Raw genomic sequence first — 18,210 nt, forward strand, 5'->3', positions numbered from 1 at the left:
CACGATGACCACCTGCAGCCCGGCCAGCTGCAGGCGCAAACGATGGCGTCGCGGTAGCGCGGTCTTGGTGGGACTCATGGTCTGCCTTCCGGCGTTAACTTTATTTTTCTTATGGCACCTATGACCCAAACCACGTTTTCGATAGTGGTTTGGATCACTGCATGGGATCGTAGCTAAGACGCTTCCGGGCAGCCGGAATCCCCATCATCACTCGAACCCTACGGATAGCTATGAGCAAACTCAATTTTAAGAACGTGGCCTTTCTGGTCGCCAGCGTTCTGATCGCCACGCTCGCGCTGGTGACCTCGGCCGCCTCGGGCGGCGAGAACACGGTGCGCGCGAAACTCGTGATCATGGCCCCCGCCTCTCCCGGCGGCGGCTGGGACGGCTTTGCCCGCGAAGCGCAGCAGGCCATCAAGTCCGACGGCATCAGCAACAACGTGCAGGTGGTCAACGTCCCCGGTGCCGGCGGCACCATCGGGCTGAGCCAGTTCGCGCAGATGACCGGCCGCTCGGACATGCTGATGGTCACCGGCGGGGTGATGATCGGCGCGATCGAACTCGCCGATTCGGGCACTTCGCTGGAAGACGTCACCCCGATCGCCCGGCTGGCCGATGACTATGCGGTGATCGTGGTCCCCGGCGACTCGGAGCTGGAGACGCTGGAGGACTTCGTCGAAGCCTGGAAGAAAGACCCGGGTGGAACCTCCATTGCCGGCGGTTCGCTTGGCGGCATCGACCACCTGCTGATGGGCATGGCCGCCCGCGAGGTGGGCATCGACCCGCAGCTGGTCAATTACATTCCCTACTCCGGTGGCGGCGAGGCGATCACCTCGGTGCTTTCGGGCACCACTAGCGCGGCCGTCTCCGGCTACAACGAGCTCTCCGACCAGATCGAGACCGGAAGCCTGCGCGCCCTGGCGATCTCCTCCGAAGAGCGCCTGCCCGGCGTGGATGTGCCGACCTTCAAGGAGGCCGGGGTCGACGCGGCCATGGCCAATTGGCGCGGCTACGTCGCCGCCCCGGGCATAACCGCCGAGCAGAAGGCCGAACTGCAGCAGATCGTGGCCGAATTCCATGCCACGGAGCAGTGGAAGGACGCGGTGGCCCGGAACAACTGGACCGACAGCTACATGGTCGGCGATGAGCTCGACGCATTCATCGACACGGAGATCGCCACAACCACGGATCTCGTGGAAGGACTCGGACTATGAGCACCACCCAGAGCAGAGAAACCACCGAAGACACCGTACGCATTACCGGTTTCTTCTCGGGCCGCAGCGAGCTGGTGGTCACCGCGCTGCTGCTGGCCCTGGCCGTCGCGCTGACCGTCGGCACGGCCTCCATGAACGTCATGGGCGATACCGTGCCCGGTCCGCAGTTCTTCCCCTGGATCATCTGCATCGTGCTCTACGCGCTGACGGTGCTCCATGGTCTTTCCGTGCTGCGCACCCGGCGTTTCCCGCAGGGCACCGAAAGCGGCAACCCCGATTTCTCCGCCGAAATGCTGGCCGAATTGGGCGACACCCAGCGCACCGAGGTGCTTGGTGCCAGCGGAGCCCGTCCGCGCCGCACCGGCCGGGTGCGGTTGTACTCGGATTGGGCCACGATCGCCTGGATCGTCGGCGGCATCGCCTGCTTCATCCTCGTGCTTCCGGTGCTGGGATGGATTATTTCCGCGGCCGGATTGTTCTGGGCCATCTGCAAGGCCCTGGGCAGCACCCGCCCGATTTTCGACATCGGGGTCGCCGTCATGGTTTCTTCGATCAGCTATTTGGCGTTCGGCCTCGGGTTGGGCCTCAGCCTGCCCGCCGGGTTCCTAGGAGGTTTGCTCTAAATGGATCAGCTCAGTCACTTAATGGCGGGTTTCGCCGGTGCGTTGACGCTCGTGAACCTCATGTGGGTGCTCATCGGCGCCCTGCTGGGCACCGCGGTCGGCGTGCTGCCGGGCCTTGGCTCCTCGATGGCCGTCGCCCTGCTGCTGCCGGTCACCTTCAGCCTGGACCCCACGGCCGCATTCATCATGTTCGCCGGAGTCTACTTCGGCGGGATGTTCGGCGATTCCACGGCCGGAATTCTGCTCAATACGCCCGGGGCTTCCTCGGCCATCGCCACCACCTTCGAGGGCCACAAGATGGCCAAGAGCGGGCAGGCGGCCCGGGCCTTGGCCACCGCCGCGATGGGCGCATTCATCGGCGGGCTGATCGCCACCACGCTGGTGGTGTTCTTCGCCCCCTCGCTGGTGAAACTGGCGACCGCCTTCGGCCCGGCCGAATACTTCGCCTTGGCCGTCTTCGCCTTCGTCGCCATCTCCTCGGTGGTCTCCGAATCGATCATCAAGGGCCTGGGCGCACTGTCCATCGGCCTGGTCCTGGCGCTGATCGGGGTGGATGGAATCTCCGGTTCCGTGCGCTTCACCGGCGGCCTGCCGCAGCTCTTTGACGGGCTGTCCATTGTGGTCATCACCGTGGGCCTGCTGGCCCTGGGTGAAGTCATCCATGTGGCCTCGCGGATCCACCGCGACCCCAGCGCCCTGCGGATCCCGGCCAGCGGCCGGATCAAGCTCAGCGGCGCGGACTTCCGCAAGGCCCTGCCGGCCTGGCTGCGCGGCACCGCCTTCGGCGTTCCCTTCGGCGTCATCCCGGCCGGCGGCGCGGAGATCCCGACCTTCCTTGCCTACGGCACCGAGAAGCGCTTGGCCGCCAAGCGGAAGGATCCGGAGTTCGGAACCACCGGTTCCATCAACGGCGTGGCCGCCCCGGAGGCCGCCGGAAACGCGACCGCCGGCATGGCCATGGGCGCCCTGCTGGCCCTGGGGCTTCCGGTCTCGGCGACCGCAGCGCTGATGATCGCCGCGTTCCAGCAATACGGCATGCAGCCAGGCCCGCTGCTCTTCGAGCGCTCGGGCGACATGGTCTGGACCCTGCTCGCCTCGCTCTTCGTGGGATTGGTGATGCTGCTGATCATCAACATGCAATTCGCCGGGCTTTGGGCCAAGCTGCTGCTGGTGCCACGGCACTACCTGTATGCAGGCATTACCGTGCTCTCCATGCTGGGCGTCTATGCGGTGAGCTCCTCGGTGATCGACCTTTGGTTCCTGCTGGCCATCGGCATCCTCGGCTTCATCATGCGCCGCTACCAGTTCCCGGTAGCGCCGGTGCTGATCGCCGTGATCCTCGGGCCACTGGCCGAAACCTCCCTGCGCCGCGCGCTGACCGTGTCCGAGGGCGACCTGGGCTACCTGGTCTCCTCGCCGACCACGATCATCATGTATATCCTGCTGATCGCCGCGGTGGCACTGACCATGGTCAAGCATGCGGCCAGCCGTCGCAAGCTGCGCTCCGAGGCGATGGTCCTGCAGGATTCGTAGACCGGATCCATCAACTAAGGGCCGCGGGCCGGGACAATCTTGGGATTGTCCCGGCCCGCGGCCTTGCAGCTCTAGAGCTCAACTCAATAACTACGAGCTCACAAATGCCTGCTGCCCACGGATTTCTATCCGTGGGCAGCAGGCATTTTGCGTCGAGTTGCAGGAGCTCGGTTGCTAGTTCGTGTGCAGGCTCTTGTTGCCGTAGTGCACCGCGAAGAACAAGCCAAGGCCCACGAACAGGTGAATGATGCTTAAGGTGAGCGCGGTAGCGATGTCGCCGGCGGCCATGATTGGCAAGATGATCGAAACAACCGCAACGACCAGACCCAACCACTGGGCGACCGTGCAGAATGCTGGCTTGGCGCGGCCGATAACAAAGACCACCGCACCGAGGATGAGGATCGGCAGCAAGGTGAAACCGTAGACCTGAGCGAAGCCAATGTGCTCACCGGTGTTCTCACCGAGCACCATGGAGGCTCCTGCGGAACTGCCAATGAAGTAGGTGATGACGTTGAGGAAGCCAGTACCAGCGGCGGCAATCAGGACCTGAACGAAGTTAAACGGGCTTTTGGGTTGAGTCTCAGCGTTCATGAGCCGGAGCGCTCCTCTAAATAGTTGATTTTATCCAACTAAGTCTAGAACCTGACCCGCGTTCCGCGCGTCTCACTTGCCAGTGAAATCCGCAACACCCATGCGCCGGCGAAAAGCCAAAGGGGGCTACAGCCGTACGCGCAGCCCTCAGCTCGGGCCGAGCACCAAGATCATTCCGAACACGCCGATGGCGATCAGCACCAGGGTGGTCATCAGCACCGCGACGATATCCGGCCTGACCCGCTCGGATTTCACGCCGAGGGCCATGCGCCGGTAGCGAGCGCGCTGCGAGGCAAAGATTCCCAGCGCCATGGTCGCGGAAATTGCGATCATCAACACGATACCCACGCCATAGTGCGGCAGCCAGCGCAAGAAGACGGCACTGACCACAAGGAATGACACCAGGGTACGGCTCCACGCAAATACCGTGCGCTCTGGCTGCAGCCCCGGGTCGGCGATCTGGATGGGCTCGCGCATCAGGCTCGCGAACCGACAATCATCGCCACGGCCGCGATGGAAGCGGCCACTGCGCCGAAGCCCAGGAGCGGAACGATGGCAGGTATCGGCAGCGGGCGTCCGGTGCGCATGCTGCGCTCCACGCGGACCCAGCGGACCGCGGCACCTGCGGCAATCAGAATTCCCACGCCGATGATCAGCACCGCGAGCCAAGTGCGCAGCGGCGAGGGGAAAGCCTCGGCGGCGAAGGCCTCAAGCGCGGTACCACCGGCAAGGAATGCCAGTGAGGTGCGGATCCACGCCAGGAAGGTGCGTTCGTTGGCTAGCGTAAACCGGGGATCCGGCTCCGCGCCATGAGGCAGGACCCAGCGCGAGAGGCGGCTTCGTTCGTGATCAGACATGCCACTCCTACAGGTACGTGTTGCTTCCACTCAGTACATCATGCGCAATGCTCCCTCATCGCCTGAGGATGCTTCGCGTCGCATTGAAGTCTACCGACCAGTTCATAAGTAAAACCATTGTTAATGGTAGATAAAAACAGTTTTACGAATGTGAGCCAGGGCATAAGAATGATTGGTAGATACTAGAACAACGAAAGGTCGCAGAGACATGGCCTCCACTAATTTGAATCCACACGTCGTCACCCTCGGCACCGCAGGCGGTCCACGCTGGTGGACCGGCGAGCACGCCGGCGAGCGGGCAGGAATCTCCACCGCGGTAGTCGTCGGTGACAGCGTCTATCTCGTAGATGCCGGCACCGGCGTGGGAAACCAGCTGATGAAGGCGGGGTACAGCCCGGCGAACCTGCGCGGCATCTTCCTCACCCACCTGCACTCCGACCACAGCATCGATCTGGCCTCGCTAGCCATCTTCGGACTGTTCACGCTGCCCTCCGATAAGGAACCCATCACCATCCTCGGCCCCGGCGAGCGCGGCGCCTTACCACCGGTCTCCCCGAGGGCGAGCGTTCCACCGCAGGCGCTCTACCCGCAGAATCCGACGCCGGGCACCGCCTCGATGTTCGACCATCTGATGCAGGCCTACGCAACGGACCTCAACGACCGGGTGATCAACGCCTTGCGCCCCTCCCCGCTGGATCACTTCTCGGCCCAGGACATCCAGATTCCTGCGGGCACCGGTTATCACCCGAATGAGAACCCGACGCCGGAGGCGTTCAAGCCATTCGTGATCTACCAAGATGAATTGGTGACGGTGAGCGCCACGCTGGTGAAGCATCCGCCGATCGCGCCGGCCTTCGCTTTCCGCTTTGACACCGCCGAAGGCTCGGTCACCATCTCCGGAGACACCTCGCCTTGCCAGAACCTTGTCACCCTGGCCCGGGACACGGATCTGCTGCTGCATGAAGCCATCGATTTCGAGTGGGTACAGCGCACCTACGGCCCGATTGGAACGCTGGAATCCCAAGCCTCCATGGACCATCACCGACGGGCCCATACCTCGGCCGAACAAGCCATCGAGATCGCGGCCCAAGCCGGGGCACGCACCCTGGCCCTGCACCACCTGGTGCCGGGCACCACTCCGCTCTCCGTCTGGCATTCGCACGCCGGCAAGTTCTCCGGGACCTACCTGGTCCCCGACGACCTCGATAAAATATCCTTCTCCCGCATCCACAGTGAAATGGCGGCATCCCGATGAGCAATGCAGTGAAGCCACAAAACCAGCCGACAGGCGATGGCGAGCTCAAAGTTCCCTCGCTCAATTCCCCGCAGATGCGGCGCATCCTCGCCTCGAGCTTCATTGGAAGCGCGATCGAGTTCTACGACTTCATCCTCTACGCCACGGCCGCCTCGCTGGTCTTCAACAAGGTGTTCTTCATTGGGCTCACCCCCGGCGTGGCGCTCTTCGCCTCCTTCTCCACTCTCGCCGTCGGCTACCTGGCCCGCCCGCTGGGCGGAATCGTCTTCGGCCACTTCGGCGACAAGGTGGGCCGCAAGGGCGTGCTGATTACCTCGATGGTGATGATGGGCGGCGCCTCAACGCTGATCGGCCTGCTGCCTCCGGCCGCGCAAATCGGCATGATCGCGCCGATCGCGTTGATCACGCTGCGCATCGTCCAGGGCCTGGCCGTGGGCGGCGAATGGGGAGGCGCCATGCTGATGGCGCTGGAGCATGCTCCGAAGGAACGCCGCGGCTTCGCCGCGAGCTTCGCGAATATGGGCGGGCCGGCCGGCGCCGTGCTGGCGACCCTCGCCGTTTCCGCGGTCTCCATCCTGCCCGATGACCAGTTCCTGGCTTGGGGCTGGCGCATCCCGTTCCTGATCAGCATCGCGCTGGTAGGCATCGGCCTGATCATCCGGCTCAAGGTGGCCGAGTCCCCGCTCTTCCTCGCCTTGGAAGACAAAGCCGAAGAACGCAAAACCCCATTCCTGGAGGTCATCACCAAGTACCCCGGTTCGGTGATCCGCGGAACGCTGGTCGGCATGAGCTCCTACACGGTGCAGGGCCTGATGACCGTTTGGGCCGTCGCCTATGTGGTTGAAGAGGTTGGCATGGACCGCACGGCCGTGCTGAATGTGAAAGCCATCGGCGCTGCGTTGACCGTCGTCGGCATCTGGTTCGCCGCCCGCTACTCCGACAGGCTCGGGCGCCGCCCGGCCATGATGGTTGGCATAGCCGCCGGCGCGGTCATGGCCCTGCCGATCATGTGGATGCTGGAAATGGGCGAGCTGTGGCTCTTTGCCATCGCCCTGTTCATCGCCAACGGCATCATCCAGGCCACCATCTTCGGACCCTTCGGCGCGTTCACCGCCGAGCTGTTCCCCACCCGGATCCGCTATACCGGCGCTTCGCTGGTGTACCAGCTCTCCTCCACCGTGGGGGCAGGCTTCACCCCGATGATCGTTACCGGCTTGGTGCTACTCGGTGGCGGAACACTGTGGATCGCCGGCGCCGTCTGGGCGGGCGCATTCATTGTCGCCGGGCTTGCCATACGTGGGGTGAAAGAGGGCCGCGAGGCGGATCTCGAAGCGGAGAACCTGTAGCCTCGCTGAACAGATCCAGGGTTGGCTGGAGTCACAAAGACTCTAGCCAGCCCTGTTTTCTTTTTCGGCTCCAACCTCTTCACAGAAGTCGAGGAATGCGCGCAGCCGCAGGCTCGGACGGTTTGATGCAGTATAGGCGACACAAATATCGCTCTCGCCGACCGGACCCTCAATTTCCAGGATCGCCAGCGGCAGTCCGTCATAGCTGAGATTGACCGGGGGCCGCTGCACCAGCACCGTGTAGCCCAAACCCCGGGCAACCAAACCGCGCACGGCCTCGAAGCTCTGCGAACTCCAACGCACCTTGGGATCCAGGCCCGACATCCGCAGATTCACCAGCTGGTTATCGCGCACCGTCGGAATGTCCAGGGACACGAAATCGTCTCCCGCCAATTCCGACAGCGCCACACTGCCTCGCTTGGCCAGACGGTGGTTGCCTCCGACCAGGACATACGGCCGCCCCGACATGACGCGGCGCCACCCCACGTGCGGCAGGAGATGCCGAGTGTGCGTGAGCACCGCATCCAGATGCCCCTGCAGCATCCGCTCCTGCAGCTCGGCGCCATCTCCCTCGAGGAGGGTCACCTGCAGGTCCGGGTGCACGTTGGTGAAGCGTTCGCAGATCACCGGAATCCAGAAGGCCGCCAGCGAGGAGTAGCAGCCGATGACCAGCGGTCCGGAGAGCTTGGTTTGGCGTTCCACGATTTGATCCTGCACCTCTTCGGCATGGCGCACCAGCTGCTTGGCATCGTGGAGGAAGTCCGTACCTACCGCGGTGAGGACCACGCCGCGCGCCCGGCGCCGCACCAGCAGCTGCGATCCCACCACCCGTTCAAGTTCGTCCATCGCCTGCGACATGGCGGCCTGCGAAATATGGCAGGCGCCGGCGGCCGCGGAGATGGACCCGGTTTCGGCGACGGCGACAAAATACTGTATTTGACGCAGGGTGTAGTTGATCACCCACTCAGTCTAGCCAGCGGCATCAGACCCGCCGAAGCAGATTCCATAAAGCACGCTGCGCGCAGCCGTTCGAAACAACCTGCTCGGAGCCCCCTTGGAACGGGCGCCTGCGATGGAAATGCCCGTTATCTTCAGGCATGCCCGCTTATTGAAGAGGATATAAGTTGCCGCGATGCAGAACTTTCAGAAATACGCTGAGGATCCTCTTCGGGAGGGGAGCAGCCCAGCCCCTATCCCGAGCTGGACTTCATCGAACCGATCATCGCGGTCGTGGCAGACGAGCGCCAGCGCTACAAGCTCGAACAAGAGCTTTCAAGCATCGAGGTCAGCTGGGAGACCCGCGGAGTTTTCGACTGCGGCGAGCATCGGATTGCCGCTGGAGATGTCCTCTACCTCGCGCATTCATTTCTGGCACCATATGCCACGGATTCTGCAGGGAACATGCGCTACGGAATCAGGCAATCGCCGAGTCCGGGCGCTGCCTGTTATCGGAAGGCCGCCGCGGACCAAGAATCCCCGGAGCATTATCTGCAGAGAGTTGTTGCCGGCGAGGTGAATCCAGGGGGTGCCGGAGAGCTGCTCGGTCATTGATGCGCTGCACGCAGCAGGCCCAGCACTCCAGATGTGTGCTGGGCCTGCAGCATCCGGGGATGCTACTTCGAGGCGCCGATGGCCCAAACCCGCGGCAGCTCGGTGCCGTTGACCGCCAGGTCGCCGATCAGCCGGGCCTTGAACACCCACGGGTTGTGGTTTCCGGCGGTGCGGGCATTGCGCCAGTGCCGGTCCAGGTTCTTCGAAACGCTGGTGGCCGAAGCGGCCAGCGCGTCGAAGGCGTGGGTGATCGCGTTGAGCACCAGAGGTGTTAAGACCACCTGGGCCTGCGCGCTGGCCAGCTCGGCCGCGTCATTGGCCGCCTCGTCTTCCTCCAACGTCACCTCGCCCTCGTGCAGCGCCAACGCGGTTTCATAGGCTCCCTGCAGGGACTGCGACACGCGTTCCACGGTTCCGGCCGCCGCGAACGCGGTGGCGGATACCTCGCCGATGACCTGCAGCAGCTGCGGATCCTCGGCGGCCACGTTGGCGGCGCCATGGCTGAAGGTGCGCTTGCGGGCCTTCAGCTCGGCGGCGAAGTCACGTTCGGCGGCCTTGGCGGACCCGGCCAGCACAACCAGCAGCACCTGCTGGTAGAACGCGGTCTGGTATTTGAAGCGGGTGTCGAAGTCGATCAGGTCCTCTTCGGCGACGACCGCGTCGGTGAAGGTGGAGGTTCCGGTGCCGGTGGTGCGCTGTCCGAAGCCGTCCCAGTCGTCAGCCAGCACCACGCCGGGCTGGTGGCGGTTGACCGCGGCGATCACGCGCTTGCCGGTATCGGTGCGTTCGGCGTAGGTATCCAGCCAGTCGGCGAAGATCGAGCCAGTGGAGTAGTACTTGGTGCCGTTGACCAGGAACCCTCCTGCGCCATCCGGGGTGACCTTGGTGATCACCTCGCCGACCTTCACGGTGCCGATCTCGGTCCAGGAGTTCCCCACCAGCTCCCCCGCGGCGAAGCGGGCCAGCCATTTGTCGCGGCCCGGCCCCGGAGCGGCGACCAGGCGGTCCTCGACGAAGGCGAAGTGCGCGCGCAAGGCCTGAGCGATGCTGGAGTCCGCGGCGGCCAACTCCACGAGCAATTCGAAGAGCTCGGCCAGGGTGGCCCCTGCCCCGCCGTGGGAGATCGGGACGCGCAATGCGCCGAAGCCAGCGGCGGCCAGCTCGGCCACCTGCTGGTGCGGCAGTTCTCCGCTCCGGTCGCGTTCGGCGGCGCCGTCGGCGATCTTTGCAAAGTGCGGGGCGAAGCGTTCCTTGAGTTGGGCAAGGCGATTGCGCGAGATGGCAAGTGCAGTCATCAGTTCGGTCCAATCCGTGGGTGGGGGTGAGGTTTAGGTGTAGAGCGAGAGCGGCTGGGTTTCCCCGCGCAGGAAGTACGCGCCGACCTCGATCTTCTTGTAGTCCACCGGGTCATGCAGCGAGTGGGTGCGCACATTGCGCCAGAACAGATCCAGGCCCACATCATTGTGCGTCGAGGAGGAACCGGTGACCTCGAAGATGCGGTTGGCGACCTCCACGCCGATCTCGGTGGAGACCACCTTGGCTTCGGCGATTTCCACCGCCAGCGCTGCGCGTTCAGGCTGGGTGACATTCCCGGCCTTGGCCAGCAGCGCATCGAACTTGCGGCCGAGCTTCTCGGTCAGGGCGGCCACCGCGGCGGTGCGCGCCTTCAGCTCGCCCACGGTGCGCTGGAAGACGACGTCCTGCGAGTAGGTCACCGCCGCCGAGAGGAACCAGGCGTTCTTGCGGCCCAGCAGGATCTGCTTGCCGCGGGCCAACGCGCCCTCGGCAATGCCCAGGTAGAAGTTCGCGAAGGCCAGCTGGATCCCGGGGGTGAGCAGGGTGGACACCGGCTCGTCGGTTACCGCCCCGAGCAGATCGGCGGCCTCGATGCGCACGTTGTGGTACTTCAGCGAGTTCGAGGCACTCAAGCGCTGGCCCAGGTAATCCCAGTCATCAACGATTTCCAGCCCTTCCCGGTCGCGCGGGAGGACAAAGGCCAGCACTTCGCCGTGGCGCGCTCCGCTGGCGACTTCGGCGTTCACGACGATCACCTCGCCGACTCCGGAGCCGGTGGAGAAACGCTTGGCTCCGTTCAAGCGGTAGCCATCGCCCTCCGCGGTGAGCGTCAGCTGCGGGTCCACCGGATTCACCGAATCGCCCCAGAGCCAGCCGCCGGCCACGGTGCGCTGCCACCACTCGGCCTGGGTTTCGGCCGGAGCGTAGAAGGCGATGCCGGACTGGTTGATGTAGTGGTAGGCCAGCAGCTGGGAGATGGACCCGTCGGCCGCGGCCAGGATGCGGATGGTTTCAAAGGCGGTGGCCCAATGCGCTCCGGCTCCCCCGAATTCGGCCGGAACCAGCAGGTTCAGCAGACCGGCTTCGCGCAGCAGCTGCACCTCGGCGAAGGGCTGCTCGTTTTTGCGGTCGCGCTCCAGCGCATCGGCGGCCAGTGTGGCCGCGACCTGGCCGGCGATCTCGCGCCAGTGGGCGAGCTCGGCCTCGTCTGCGCTCCCGGTGTAGGGAACGCGGGGCAGTTGCGTGCTCAGTACGGTCATTTTCGTTCTCCCTTAGAGTCTTGCTCCGAAGGAAGCAGAAAGTTGCTTTCTGCTGATCCATCGAACCTGGCGTTAGCACTAGCTGCCGAATGCAGGCTTGCTGCGGCGTCGTCGAGCCAGGTCTCTCAGCCGCTCTGGATGGTTGGTACTTCGAGTGAAACACCGCGGCATGAGCGGATGGAAGGAGCACGTCATCCGACGGAATAGTCGGTCAGAAGTCGTCACAAAGCGAGATTTCCGGCGGACTTGGACCGCCCCGAAGGCGCTGGGACGCCGTCATACTTCTGGAGGTTACGTCATCGGCGATCGGAGAGCTTGATATCCGGATCCAGCATCAATCGACCGGGCACCTGTCAGGGGGATCTCGGTTTCTCAATTAGCCGACAGCGATAAGCGTCAGCGAATGCGGGGGTGGATCATGGATCCAGCGATCAGGCATCCCAGATGGCCGGATTGCCGGTCATTGTTCCCATGCCCGTAATCCTTGCCAGCAAGTCAATGGGGAAAGCTGGGCTGTGCTCGAAGTTGCAGCCTTGCCTATTGCGGCCATCCCGCCAGTTAAACCAATAACCGCGCCATCCACTGATGGCGCGGTTATTGGTTTATGCAGGCTTCTTGGATTTACTAGAGCAGGAATGCCCCGAGGATCCAGACGGTAGCAAATGCGGCGGTGCCCTGGATGGCGGTGGCCACGCTCAAGGTCTTGTAGGCCGTGATCACCGGGATGCGGCTGAGCTGGGAGACCACCCAGAAGTAGGAATCGTTGGCATGCGAGACGACCATCGCGCCGGCGCCAACTGCCAGGACACTGAGCACCATGCCCAGTTCGGAGTCCAGACCGAGGGATCCGAGCATCGGGGCGACCAGCGCCGAGGTGGTCACCATCGACACGGTGGATGAGCCCTGCGCCGACTTCAATGCCGCGGCGATCAGGAATGGCACAGCCAGTCCGAGACCCAAGCCGCTGAGCGAATCGGAGAGGATCGTGGTCAGCTCCGAGGCTGCCAGCACAGCACCAAAGGCTGCGCCGGCACCGGTAATCAGCAGGATGGGCGCCGCGGTGCGCACGGCTTCGTGCATCTGCTCGTTGAAGTCGGCAAGCTTCTTATTGCCGTTCAGCAGCAAGGTCGCGGCGAGCAAACCGAAGATCAGCGCGATCACCGGGGTGCCGATGAAGGACAGTGCTTCCAGTGCGGCGCCTTCGCCGAAGGGATGCGATGGAAGCTTGGCAATCGATGCCGCGCAGATCAAGACCAGCGGAACGAGGATCGGCAGGAAGGCCAAGCCAGGGCTTGGCAGCTTGCCGAAGCTTGCACGCAGCTGCTCGTAATCGAGCTCGGAGATGTCGTTCTCATCCTCGGATGGCAGCGGAGTCCACGTGGACTTGTTGAAGCGGCTGGCATAGAACAGCCCGGCCATGGCCGAGACCACTGCCACCGGCAGGCCGATGGCGATGATCAATCCGAGGTTGTCGGCGATGCCGATGGACTCGGCGGCTGCCAGCGGTCCTGGGGTCGGCGGGACCATGGTGTGGGTGGCATACAGGCCGGTCATCAAGGCAATGGAGGTGGCCAGCGTGGAAACACCGGTGCGCAGGGTGATGGCCTTGCGCAGGGAGTTGAGCACCACGTAGCCCGAGTCGCAGAAGACCGGTATGGAAACGATGTAGCCGATGAGCGACAGCGTCAGGTTGGGGAATCTGGTGCCCAGCACCTTGATCAGCGCATCGGCCATGGAGATCGCGGCCCCGGAACGCTCCAGGATGATGCCGATCATCGTGCCGAAGAGGATTACGAGGCCAATATTGCCCATGGTGCTGCCAAAGGCGGTGGTCACCGTGGAGGCGACCTCGGCGATGGGGATCTTGTAGGCGAAGGCCGCGAGGATGGCCGCGCCGATGAGGGCGAGGAAGGGGCTGATTTTCCAGCGTGCGGTGACCAGCACAATGGCCACCACGAGGATCAGCAGAACGAGGAGTTCATACACGGCGAGTTGGCTCCTTTGCCAATATCTGTGGCCCCCAGCCCGAACCTGCAATGGCGCAGGCGGTCGTTCTGGGTGCGAGTTCCGGCCCGTTGCTGCCGCCCGCTATTCCGCCAGGTCAAGCTGCTCAGGCTTTTCCTGCGAAGGTTGTTTCGGCCGGGAGGACCGGTTCAGCGGGCGCTCAACTTCGAGCATCTTGCCAATACTAGGGACTGCGGACTCAATCACCTATGGGCGCACGCCCATATTCTTATGCCGGAAATTCCTAGAATATGTGTTTCTGGTCTAGGGCGACCGCTGCGTAGATGGCATGCTGCAGCCGCACCGCCTGGCCGGTGTGGCGGATGTCCACCCCGGCGATCAGGGCTACGCGCTCCAGACGCTGCACTAGGGTATTGCGGTGTATGTGCAGTTCGGTTGCGGCCTGGGTCATCGATGCTGCGGCAGTGACGACCAGCAGCGTCTTCGCTTGCTCTTCGCTCAAGTCCCGGGCGGGCCGGGCAATATGGCTCAGGCTCTGCGCCGGTGTGCGCGCGATAGCGGTGGCGATTTCCGGGCTCCAGATCTCCCGGTTTCGTCGCTGGGGTATCAGCGCCGGGAGCGCCACGAGGGCACGGAGGGCTTCGGCTTCGGCCAGCAGGTGTCCGGCGCCTTCTGCCGGGGCGGAGGCAAGATAGCGCTCCGTTGCGCCTTGGTCTTCCTCGAAGGCCGGTTCGTTCGCCAGCCGGATCCGCCAGAACGCACCGGAGAGGTTGATCCAGGAAGTGCGCCGGCCCTCAACGGCCGGCACATCCAGCAATGGATCCTGCGCGCTGCGCGGGATCCATGCCTCCAGTTGCGTTGGTCCGCGCAAGCCGTGCGCTGCCAGGCTCCGGTCAATGGCTTCTGGCTCGGCCCATCCGGCCAGCAACGCGGAGATAATGTCCCGGGCTTCTGTTTCACGGCGGGTACTGCGCGAGTGCTCGCGTTCCTGGGTGAAGAGCAACTGCACGGTCAGTGCAATCAGATCGGCTAGCGGCTCGACCTCATGCGGGGCTCCGGTGACGCCGACGACCCCGCACAGCTGATTATCCAATGTGAGCGGAACGTTGACCCCGGGCTGGGTTCCGGCGCTGCCATCGGCCTGGCTGACGCGGATGATCTGGTTGCGGCGGATCGCCTCGGCGCTGCCCTCGTGATGCGTTCCGATGCGGGCCGCATCGGTGGAAGCAATGATCACCCCGTGGGAATTCATGATATTGACATGGCGGTTAATCGTCGGCGCGATGGTGTCGACGACCTTTTGCGCCAGTGCGCTGCCTAACCGGGGCTGCTCCTGTTCGCTCATGGTTTTATCCTAGCCGTCCGAGGCCTTGGGACCCTTTCCATACCCCAGCCGGACTGCTTGAAACCGCCAGATGGCATGTTCGCGTCCATGCCGGCTCCGGTATTCACGCGGAGATTGCCAGCCTGGATTTTCTTCGCAATCAGCAACGCCTCGGAGATGTCTCGGGTGAAAATGATCGAATTCAGTCCGTAGCCATTGCCGATGGCTTGGCGCAGTACGACCGCGCGGGAATCTTCATCACTGAATTTTGTGTCCGAGAGCTCCGGCCCAATGATCTCTTCTTTTGACACCGACATTTCGGCTTCACATTGTTCAGGACGGTTGGCGGAACGAAGAGCCCTCCGCGCTCACCGGTTCTCCGCAGGTAACCAGTTCGGCACCTTCTGCGAGGCCCGCGGCTATGTACCCGAGCACGCATACATTCAGCACGTCTCATTATCACCGGTGGCAGCTTCAGCATCCAGGTAGTCGATGAAGACCGCCGCTGGGCAAGGAAGCCCTCGCTTAGATCGAACCGGCGGGCACGTGCACCTCATCGGGTTGCCACAGGGCAAGCCACTAGGACTCAATGCCATGCTAGGCATGCCCATGCACCAACGCAGCCTGCACGGGATTTGAAAGGGCCCCTCGAACGCCCGCCAGGGCGCTCCGTACTAAGCGGAACTTCATCAACAAGGTCGGCTGAACTTAGATGATTTGACCGCGCAGGAGATTCCGCTGGAAAAGATCAATGAGGACTACTGGGCACAGGAGAGCGGAGCGATCGCCAGGGGCGTGATCCGCTTCGAAAGCGCAGCATTTCAGCGAACTAGCTCGCAAGCCGCTCGCGCGCCATTCTGCTGGATCGGGCACCGCTGGCGTCCGGCTCTTGGGCAAGCACGGAATTCCATAGTTCATCCAGCGAGAGTCCAAGGACCCCCGCGATGGCGGCAATAGTTGAGAATGCGGGGGTGGCCACTCGCCCGGACTCGATCTTGCGTAGCGTCTCCGGGGAAATTCCCGCGTCAAAGGCAATGTCAACCATGGTCCGCTCGGCTCTTGCCCGGCGCAAGAGGGCGCCGAGGCGCTCGCCGCGTTCGAGTTCTTCAAAAGTGAGGGGCAATCTAACCATAAAACCAATCATAGTACCGGTATAGTATGGACGGTATTGTTATTGGTTTTATGAAAGGCTTCGCATGATCGAGATCCTGAATTCCCACGAAGCTGCCCGGGCTAAGGTCACCGGAGCTCTCGTGGGGCAGATCCTGCAAACCCTGCGGGACCGCAGCGTGGTGGGCACCAACCTTTTGGACATCAACGCTTGGGCCCGCGAGATGATCCTCGGAGCAGGCGCAGAATCCTGCTATGTCGATTACGCACCAGCTTTTGGACGCGGACCATTCGGCCATTACATCTGCACCGCGGTCAACGATGCGGTGCTGCACGGATTACCCCACGACTACGCACTGGCCGACGGTGATTTACTGACCCTGGATCTTGCGATTTCCAAGGAAGGCATCGCCGCTGATGCTGCCATCAGCTTTATCGTGGGGCCGACCCAGGACACCGCAAGCACCCAGCTGATCCAAGCCACGGAACACGCGTTAGCTGCCGGAATTGATGCGGCCCGGCCAGGGGCCAAAATTGGCGATATTTCCTATGCCATCGGCACAGTCTTGCGCGAGGCCGGGTACTCGATCAATACCGAATACGGCGGCCACGGGATCGGCTCGACAATGCATCAGGAACCTCACATTTCGAACAACGGACGGCCCAACCGAGGCTATAAGCTGGTTCCCGGATTAATGCTCGCGCTGGAACCATGGGTTATGACAAACACCGCGAAGCTCATCACCGATCCCGATGGCTGGACCTTGCGAAGCGCAACGGGTTGCCGTACCGCGCATACCGAACACACGGTACTGATCACCGAGGGGGCGCCTCAAGTATTGACCCTGCCGCCCTCCTCCTAGGCCGGGCTTACTCGGCCTCGGCGCGCTCCTTGACGATTGCCTCGGCCACGCTGGCAACATCTGGCGCGAAAGCGTACAGCTTGCCTGCATCTTGGTGCACCCACCAACGTCCACAGAGCGCGGTGCTCTGCAATTCAGCGCCTGCCGGCCACCAGTCGGCTTCGAGGGTTCGGTAGGTCACGAAATCCTCTGGTGCCATGTCCTTGGTCCGCGAATCGGCGGCGTAGCCTTTTTCCAGTTCCTTGGCGCTGGGAACGCCGGTGTTAGCCAGCGGCTCGCATTTGCCGCTTGGAAGTTCACCTGAGTAGTCCATGGTGAAAATTCGCTCGTGCCCGGTGCTGCGTTGCTCCAGGCGGACGTCGGTTCCACCATTGGGAGCCCAGCTGGGAAGCAACCCGGAAGCTACGCCTTCTGCGGAAGTCTTTGCGGTTTTGGAGGCCGACTGCTCATATTTGTCTTCGGTTAGCTGACTGACGTCACATCCGGTCAGCAGCAAAGTGGTCGGAATGGCTAGTGCTATCAAGGGAACAAGGTTTTTCTTCATCACAACACAAGCCTATGAAAGCCTGTGGCGCCACGTCCTCAGCGGACGGGTGTAACTGTGCGTACTCCAAGTCCACCCCTGGCATGAGATCTCTGGACTCGGCGGTGGATAAGCCTCGGACCGAACCACGCCCCCAGTAGCGGAGGACCATGGAGGCCTGCCCCAGGCCGAGGAACCGAGTAGTCGTCGGTTCGCTCACTGCACGGCCCCCGCAAGTAGAGCCGCATCCTGAGTTCCCAGCGCATTGACGATCGGCGGCGTGCGCCACACCCATCCCCTGCATGCAGAGCTGCTGGATGCTGCAGGCACGTGGATCGCAGTTTCGGTGGATTTGTTTTCAACGCAACACTGCGCACCGACTACGGCCAAAGATCAAGGATGCCCTGGATCCTACAGCCATTCTCCCTCGGGCAAGCTAGGAATCTGGCCCGAACATTCCCGTCAGGAACGCGCTATTGTGCCGATGGCGCCGCATAAAGAATTGCGTCGAGTCGAGGCCAAGACTCCTCAGCCCGAGCCACTAACCCGTCTCTTCAATGCATAAATAAAAAATAATGTCCCGCCGAAGGCTTTGCCTTCGGCGGGACAAAATCAAAAAGTACTACATTGCGGGGCTTTAGCCGCCGAGCCCACCGAGAAGGCCGAGAATGATCTCCAAAAGAGTATCGACCAGATCCATGATTCCTCCAGAAAGTGCGATGTGAATAAAAGTCCACGTTATCAACGGGTGTTGATGTAAATAAAACTAACAGTGGACGAGTTTCCTGCGGTGAATATTCTCAATTATTACGAGTTTTATTCTTTGAATATCTAACTAACCTCAGGTAAACATCATAAATCAAATAAATTTCACCGTGTCAATAATACTTAAGTAGGAGC

At 62.7% G+C, this 18,210-nt stretch carries 17 protein-coding genes, 1 pseudogene and 1 riboswitch; of the genes and pseudogenes, 7 read left to right on the top strand and 11 right to left on the bottom strand.

The genetic code is table 11. From position 1 onward, the window contains the following. Positions 1-230: 230 nt before the first annotated feature. The 3 genes from ACT3UA_RS17765 to ACT3UA_RS17775 are packed head-to-tail and all read left to right on the top strand — an operon-like array spanning position 231 to position 3,370. A complete protein-coding gene (locus ACT3UA_RS17765) occupies positions 231-1,214 on the top strand; it encodes a Bug family tripartite tricarboxylate transporter substrate binding protein (RefSeq protein ID WP_096255393.1) in 984 nt (327 codons plus the stop codon). Further along, the gene (locus tag ACT3UA_RS17770) at positions 1,211-1,837 is read left to right on the top strand and encodes a tripartite tricarboxylate transporter TctB family protein (protein ID WP_444617702.1); all 627 of its coding nucleotides are present in this window, start codon (positions 1,211-1,213) and stop codon (positions 1,835-1,837) included. Before ACT3UA_RS17765 ends, ACT3UA_RS17770 begins: the two co-directional genes overlap by 4 nt. After that, a complete protein-coding gene (locus tag ACT3UA_RS17775; RefSeq protein WP_096255390.1) occupies positions 1,838-3,370 on the top strand; it encodes a tripartite tricarboxylate transporter permease in 1,533 nt (510 codons plus the stop codon). It begins immediately after the preceding gene. A gap of 174 nt (positions 3,371-3,544) precedes the next feature. Here ACT3UA_RS17775 and ACT3UA_RS17780 read toward each other — a convergent pair whose 3' ends face one another. The 3 genes from ACT3UA_RS17780 to ACT3UA_RS17790 form a co-directional block, all read right to left on the bottom strand. Continuing rightward, the gene (locus ACT3UA_RS17780) at positions 3,545-3,961 is read right to left on the bottom strand and encodes a DUF6069 family protein (protein WP_096282659.1); all 417 of its coding nucleotides are present in this window, start codon (positions 3,959-3,961) and stop codon (positions 3,545-3,547) included. Positions 3,962-4,108: 147 nt separating this feature from the next. Further along, positions 4,109-4,438 carry a DUF202 domain-containing protein gene (locus tag ACT3UA_RS17785; RefSeq protein ID WP_105552529.1) on the bottom strand — a complete coding sequence of 110 codons (330 nt, stop codon included), beginning with the start codon at positions 4,436-4,438 and terminating at the stop codon, positions 4,109-4,111. Continuing rightward, positions 4,438-4,818, bottom strand: a complete 381-nt coding sequence (locus ACT3UA_RS17790; protein ID WP_105552528.1) for a YidH family protein — start codon at positions 4,816-4,818, stop codon at positions 4,438-4,440. The genes ACT3UA_RS17785 and ACT3UA_RS17790 overlap by 1 nt, the downstream gene beginning before the upstream one ends. A 208-nt stretch (positions 4,819-5,026) precedes the next feature. Here ACT3UA_RS17790 and ACT3UA_RS17795 point away from each other — a divergent pair, with 208 nt between their 5' ends. Both ACT3UA_RS17795 and ACT3UA_RS17800 read left to right on the top strand, forming a co-directional pair. After that, a complete protein-coding gene (locus ACT3UA_RS17795) occupies positions 5,027-6,073 on the top strand; it encodes an MBL fold metallo-hydrolase (RefSeq protein ID WP_096257504.1) in 1,047 nt (348 codons plus the stop codon). Continuing rightward, positions 6,070-7,419 carry an MFS transporter gene (locus ACT3UA_RS17800; RefSeq protein ID WP_444617706.1) on the top strand — a complete coding sequence of 450 codons (1,350 nt, stop codon included), beginning with the start codon at positions 6,070-6,072 and terminating at the stop codon, positions 7,417-7,419. The genes ACT3UA_RS17795 and ACT3UA_RS17800 overlap by 4 nt, the downstream gene beginning before the upstream one ends. Before the next feature lie 42 nt (positions 7,420-7,461). On the opposite strand, the gene ACT3UA_RS17805 is transcribed toward ACT3UA_RS17800, so the two are convergent. Further along, on the bottom strand, positions 7,462-8,379 hold the full coding sequence (locus ACT3UA_RS17805; RefSeq protein ID WP_105552525.1) for a LysR substrate-binding domain-containing protein: 918 nt from the start codon (positions 8,377-8,379) through the stop codon (positions 7,462-7,464). A gap of 270 nt (positions 8,380-8,649) precedes the next feature. On the opposite strand from ACT3UA_RS17805, the gene ACT3UA_RS17810 reads away from it, so the two are divergent. Next, positions 8,650-8,970 carry a hypothetical protein gene (locus ACT3UA_RS17810; protein WP_444617708.1) on the top strand — a complete coding sequence of 107 codons (321 nt, stop codon included), beginning with the start codon at positions 8,650-8,652 and terminating at the stop codon, positions 8,968-8,970. Positions 8,971-9,032: 62 nt separating this feature from the next. Here ACT3UA_RS17810 and ACT3UA_RS17815 read toward each other — a convergent pair whose 3' ends face one another. The 6 genes and pseudogenes from ACT3UA_RS17815 to ACT3UA_RS17840 all read right to left on the bottom strand — a co-directional run bounded on the left by ACT3UA_RS17815 (position 9,033) and on the right by ACT3UA_RS17840 (position 15,946). Beyond that, positions 9,033-10,265 carry an acyl-CoA dehydrogenase family protein gene (locus ACT3UA_RS17815; RefSeq protein WP_444617710.1) on the bottom strand — a complete coding sequence of 411 codons (1,233 nt, stop codon included), beginning with the start codon at positions 10,263-10,265 and terminating at the stop codon, positions 9,033-9,035. A gap of 33 nt (positions 10,266-10,298) precedes the next feature. Then, on the bottom strand, positions 10,299-11,525 hold the full coding sequence (locus ACT3UA_RS17820) for an acyl-CoA dehydrogenase family protein (RefSeq protein ID WP_444617712.1): 1,227 nt from the start codon (positions 11,523-11,525) through the stop codon (positions 10,299-10,301). Positions 11,526-11,579: 54 nt separating this feature from the next. Continuing rightward, a riboswitch (SAM riboswitch) is annotated at positions 11,580-11,670 on the bottom strand. 479 nt (positions 11,671-12,149) lie between these two features. Continuing rightward, positions 12,150-13,511, bottom strand: a complete 1,362-nt coding sequence (locus ACT3UA_RS17825; RefSeq protein ID WP_444617714.1) for a GntP family permease — start codon at positions 13,509-13,511, stop codon at positions 12,150-12,152. Between the two features lie 262 nt (positions 13,512-13,773). Next, entirely contained in the window at positions 13,774-14,835 is a 1,062-nt protein-coding gene (locus ACT3UA_RS17830; protein WP_096257491.1) for a CdaR family transcriptional regulator, read from the bottom strand. After that, positions 14,832-15,134, bottom strand: a pseudogene (locus ACT3UA_RS17835) (aldehyde dehydrogenase family protein); the annotation flags it as partial. The pseudogene ACT3UA_RS17835 and the gene ACT3UA_RS17830, both read right to left, overlap by 4 nt. 509 nt (positions 15,135-15,643) lie before the next feature. Beyond that, on the bottom strand, positions 15,644-15,946 hold the full coding sequence (locus ACT3UA_RS17840) for a helix-turn-helix domain-containing protein (protein ID WP_096257488.1): 303 nt from the start codon (positions 15,944-15,946) through the stop codon (positions 15,644-15,646). A 64-nt stretch (positions 15,947-16,010) separates the two neighbouring features. On the opposite strand from ACT3UA_RS17840, the gene map reads away from it, so the two are divergent. Continuing rightward, complete coding sequence (map, locus tag ACT3UA_RS17845) at positions 16,011-16,787, top strand: type I methionyl aminopeptidase (protein WP_096257486.1); 777 nt, start codon at positions 16,011-16,013, stop codon at positions 16,785-16,787. 7 nt (positions 16,788-16,794) lie between these two features. Here the strand turns inward: map and ACT3UA_RS17850 are convergent, their stop codons facing one another. After that, positions 16,795-17,331, bottom strand: a complete 537-nt coding sequence (locus ACT3UA_RS17850; RefSeq protein WP_096257484.1) for a hypothetical protein — start codon at positions 17,329-17,331, stop codon at positions 16,795-16,797. Positions 17,332-18,210 lie beyond the last annotated feature (879 nt).

It is taken from the genome of Glutamicibacter sp. 363 (assembly GCF_052379505.1).
In the GTDB taxonomy this organism is placed as follows: domain Bacteria; phylum Actinomycetota; class Actinomycetes; order Actinomycetales; family Micrococcaceae; genus Glutamicibacter.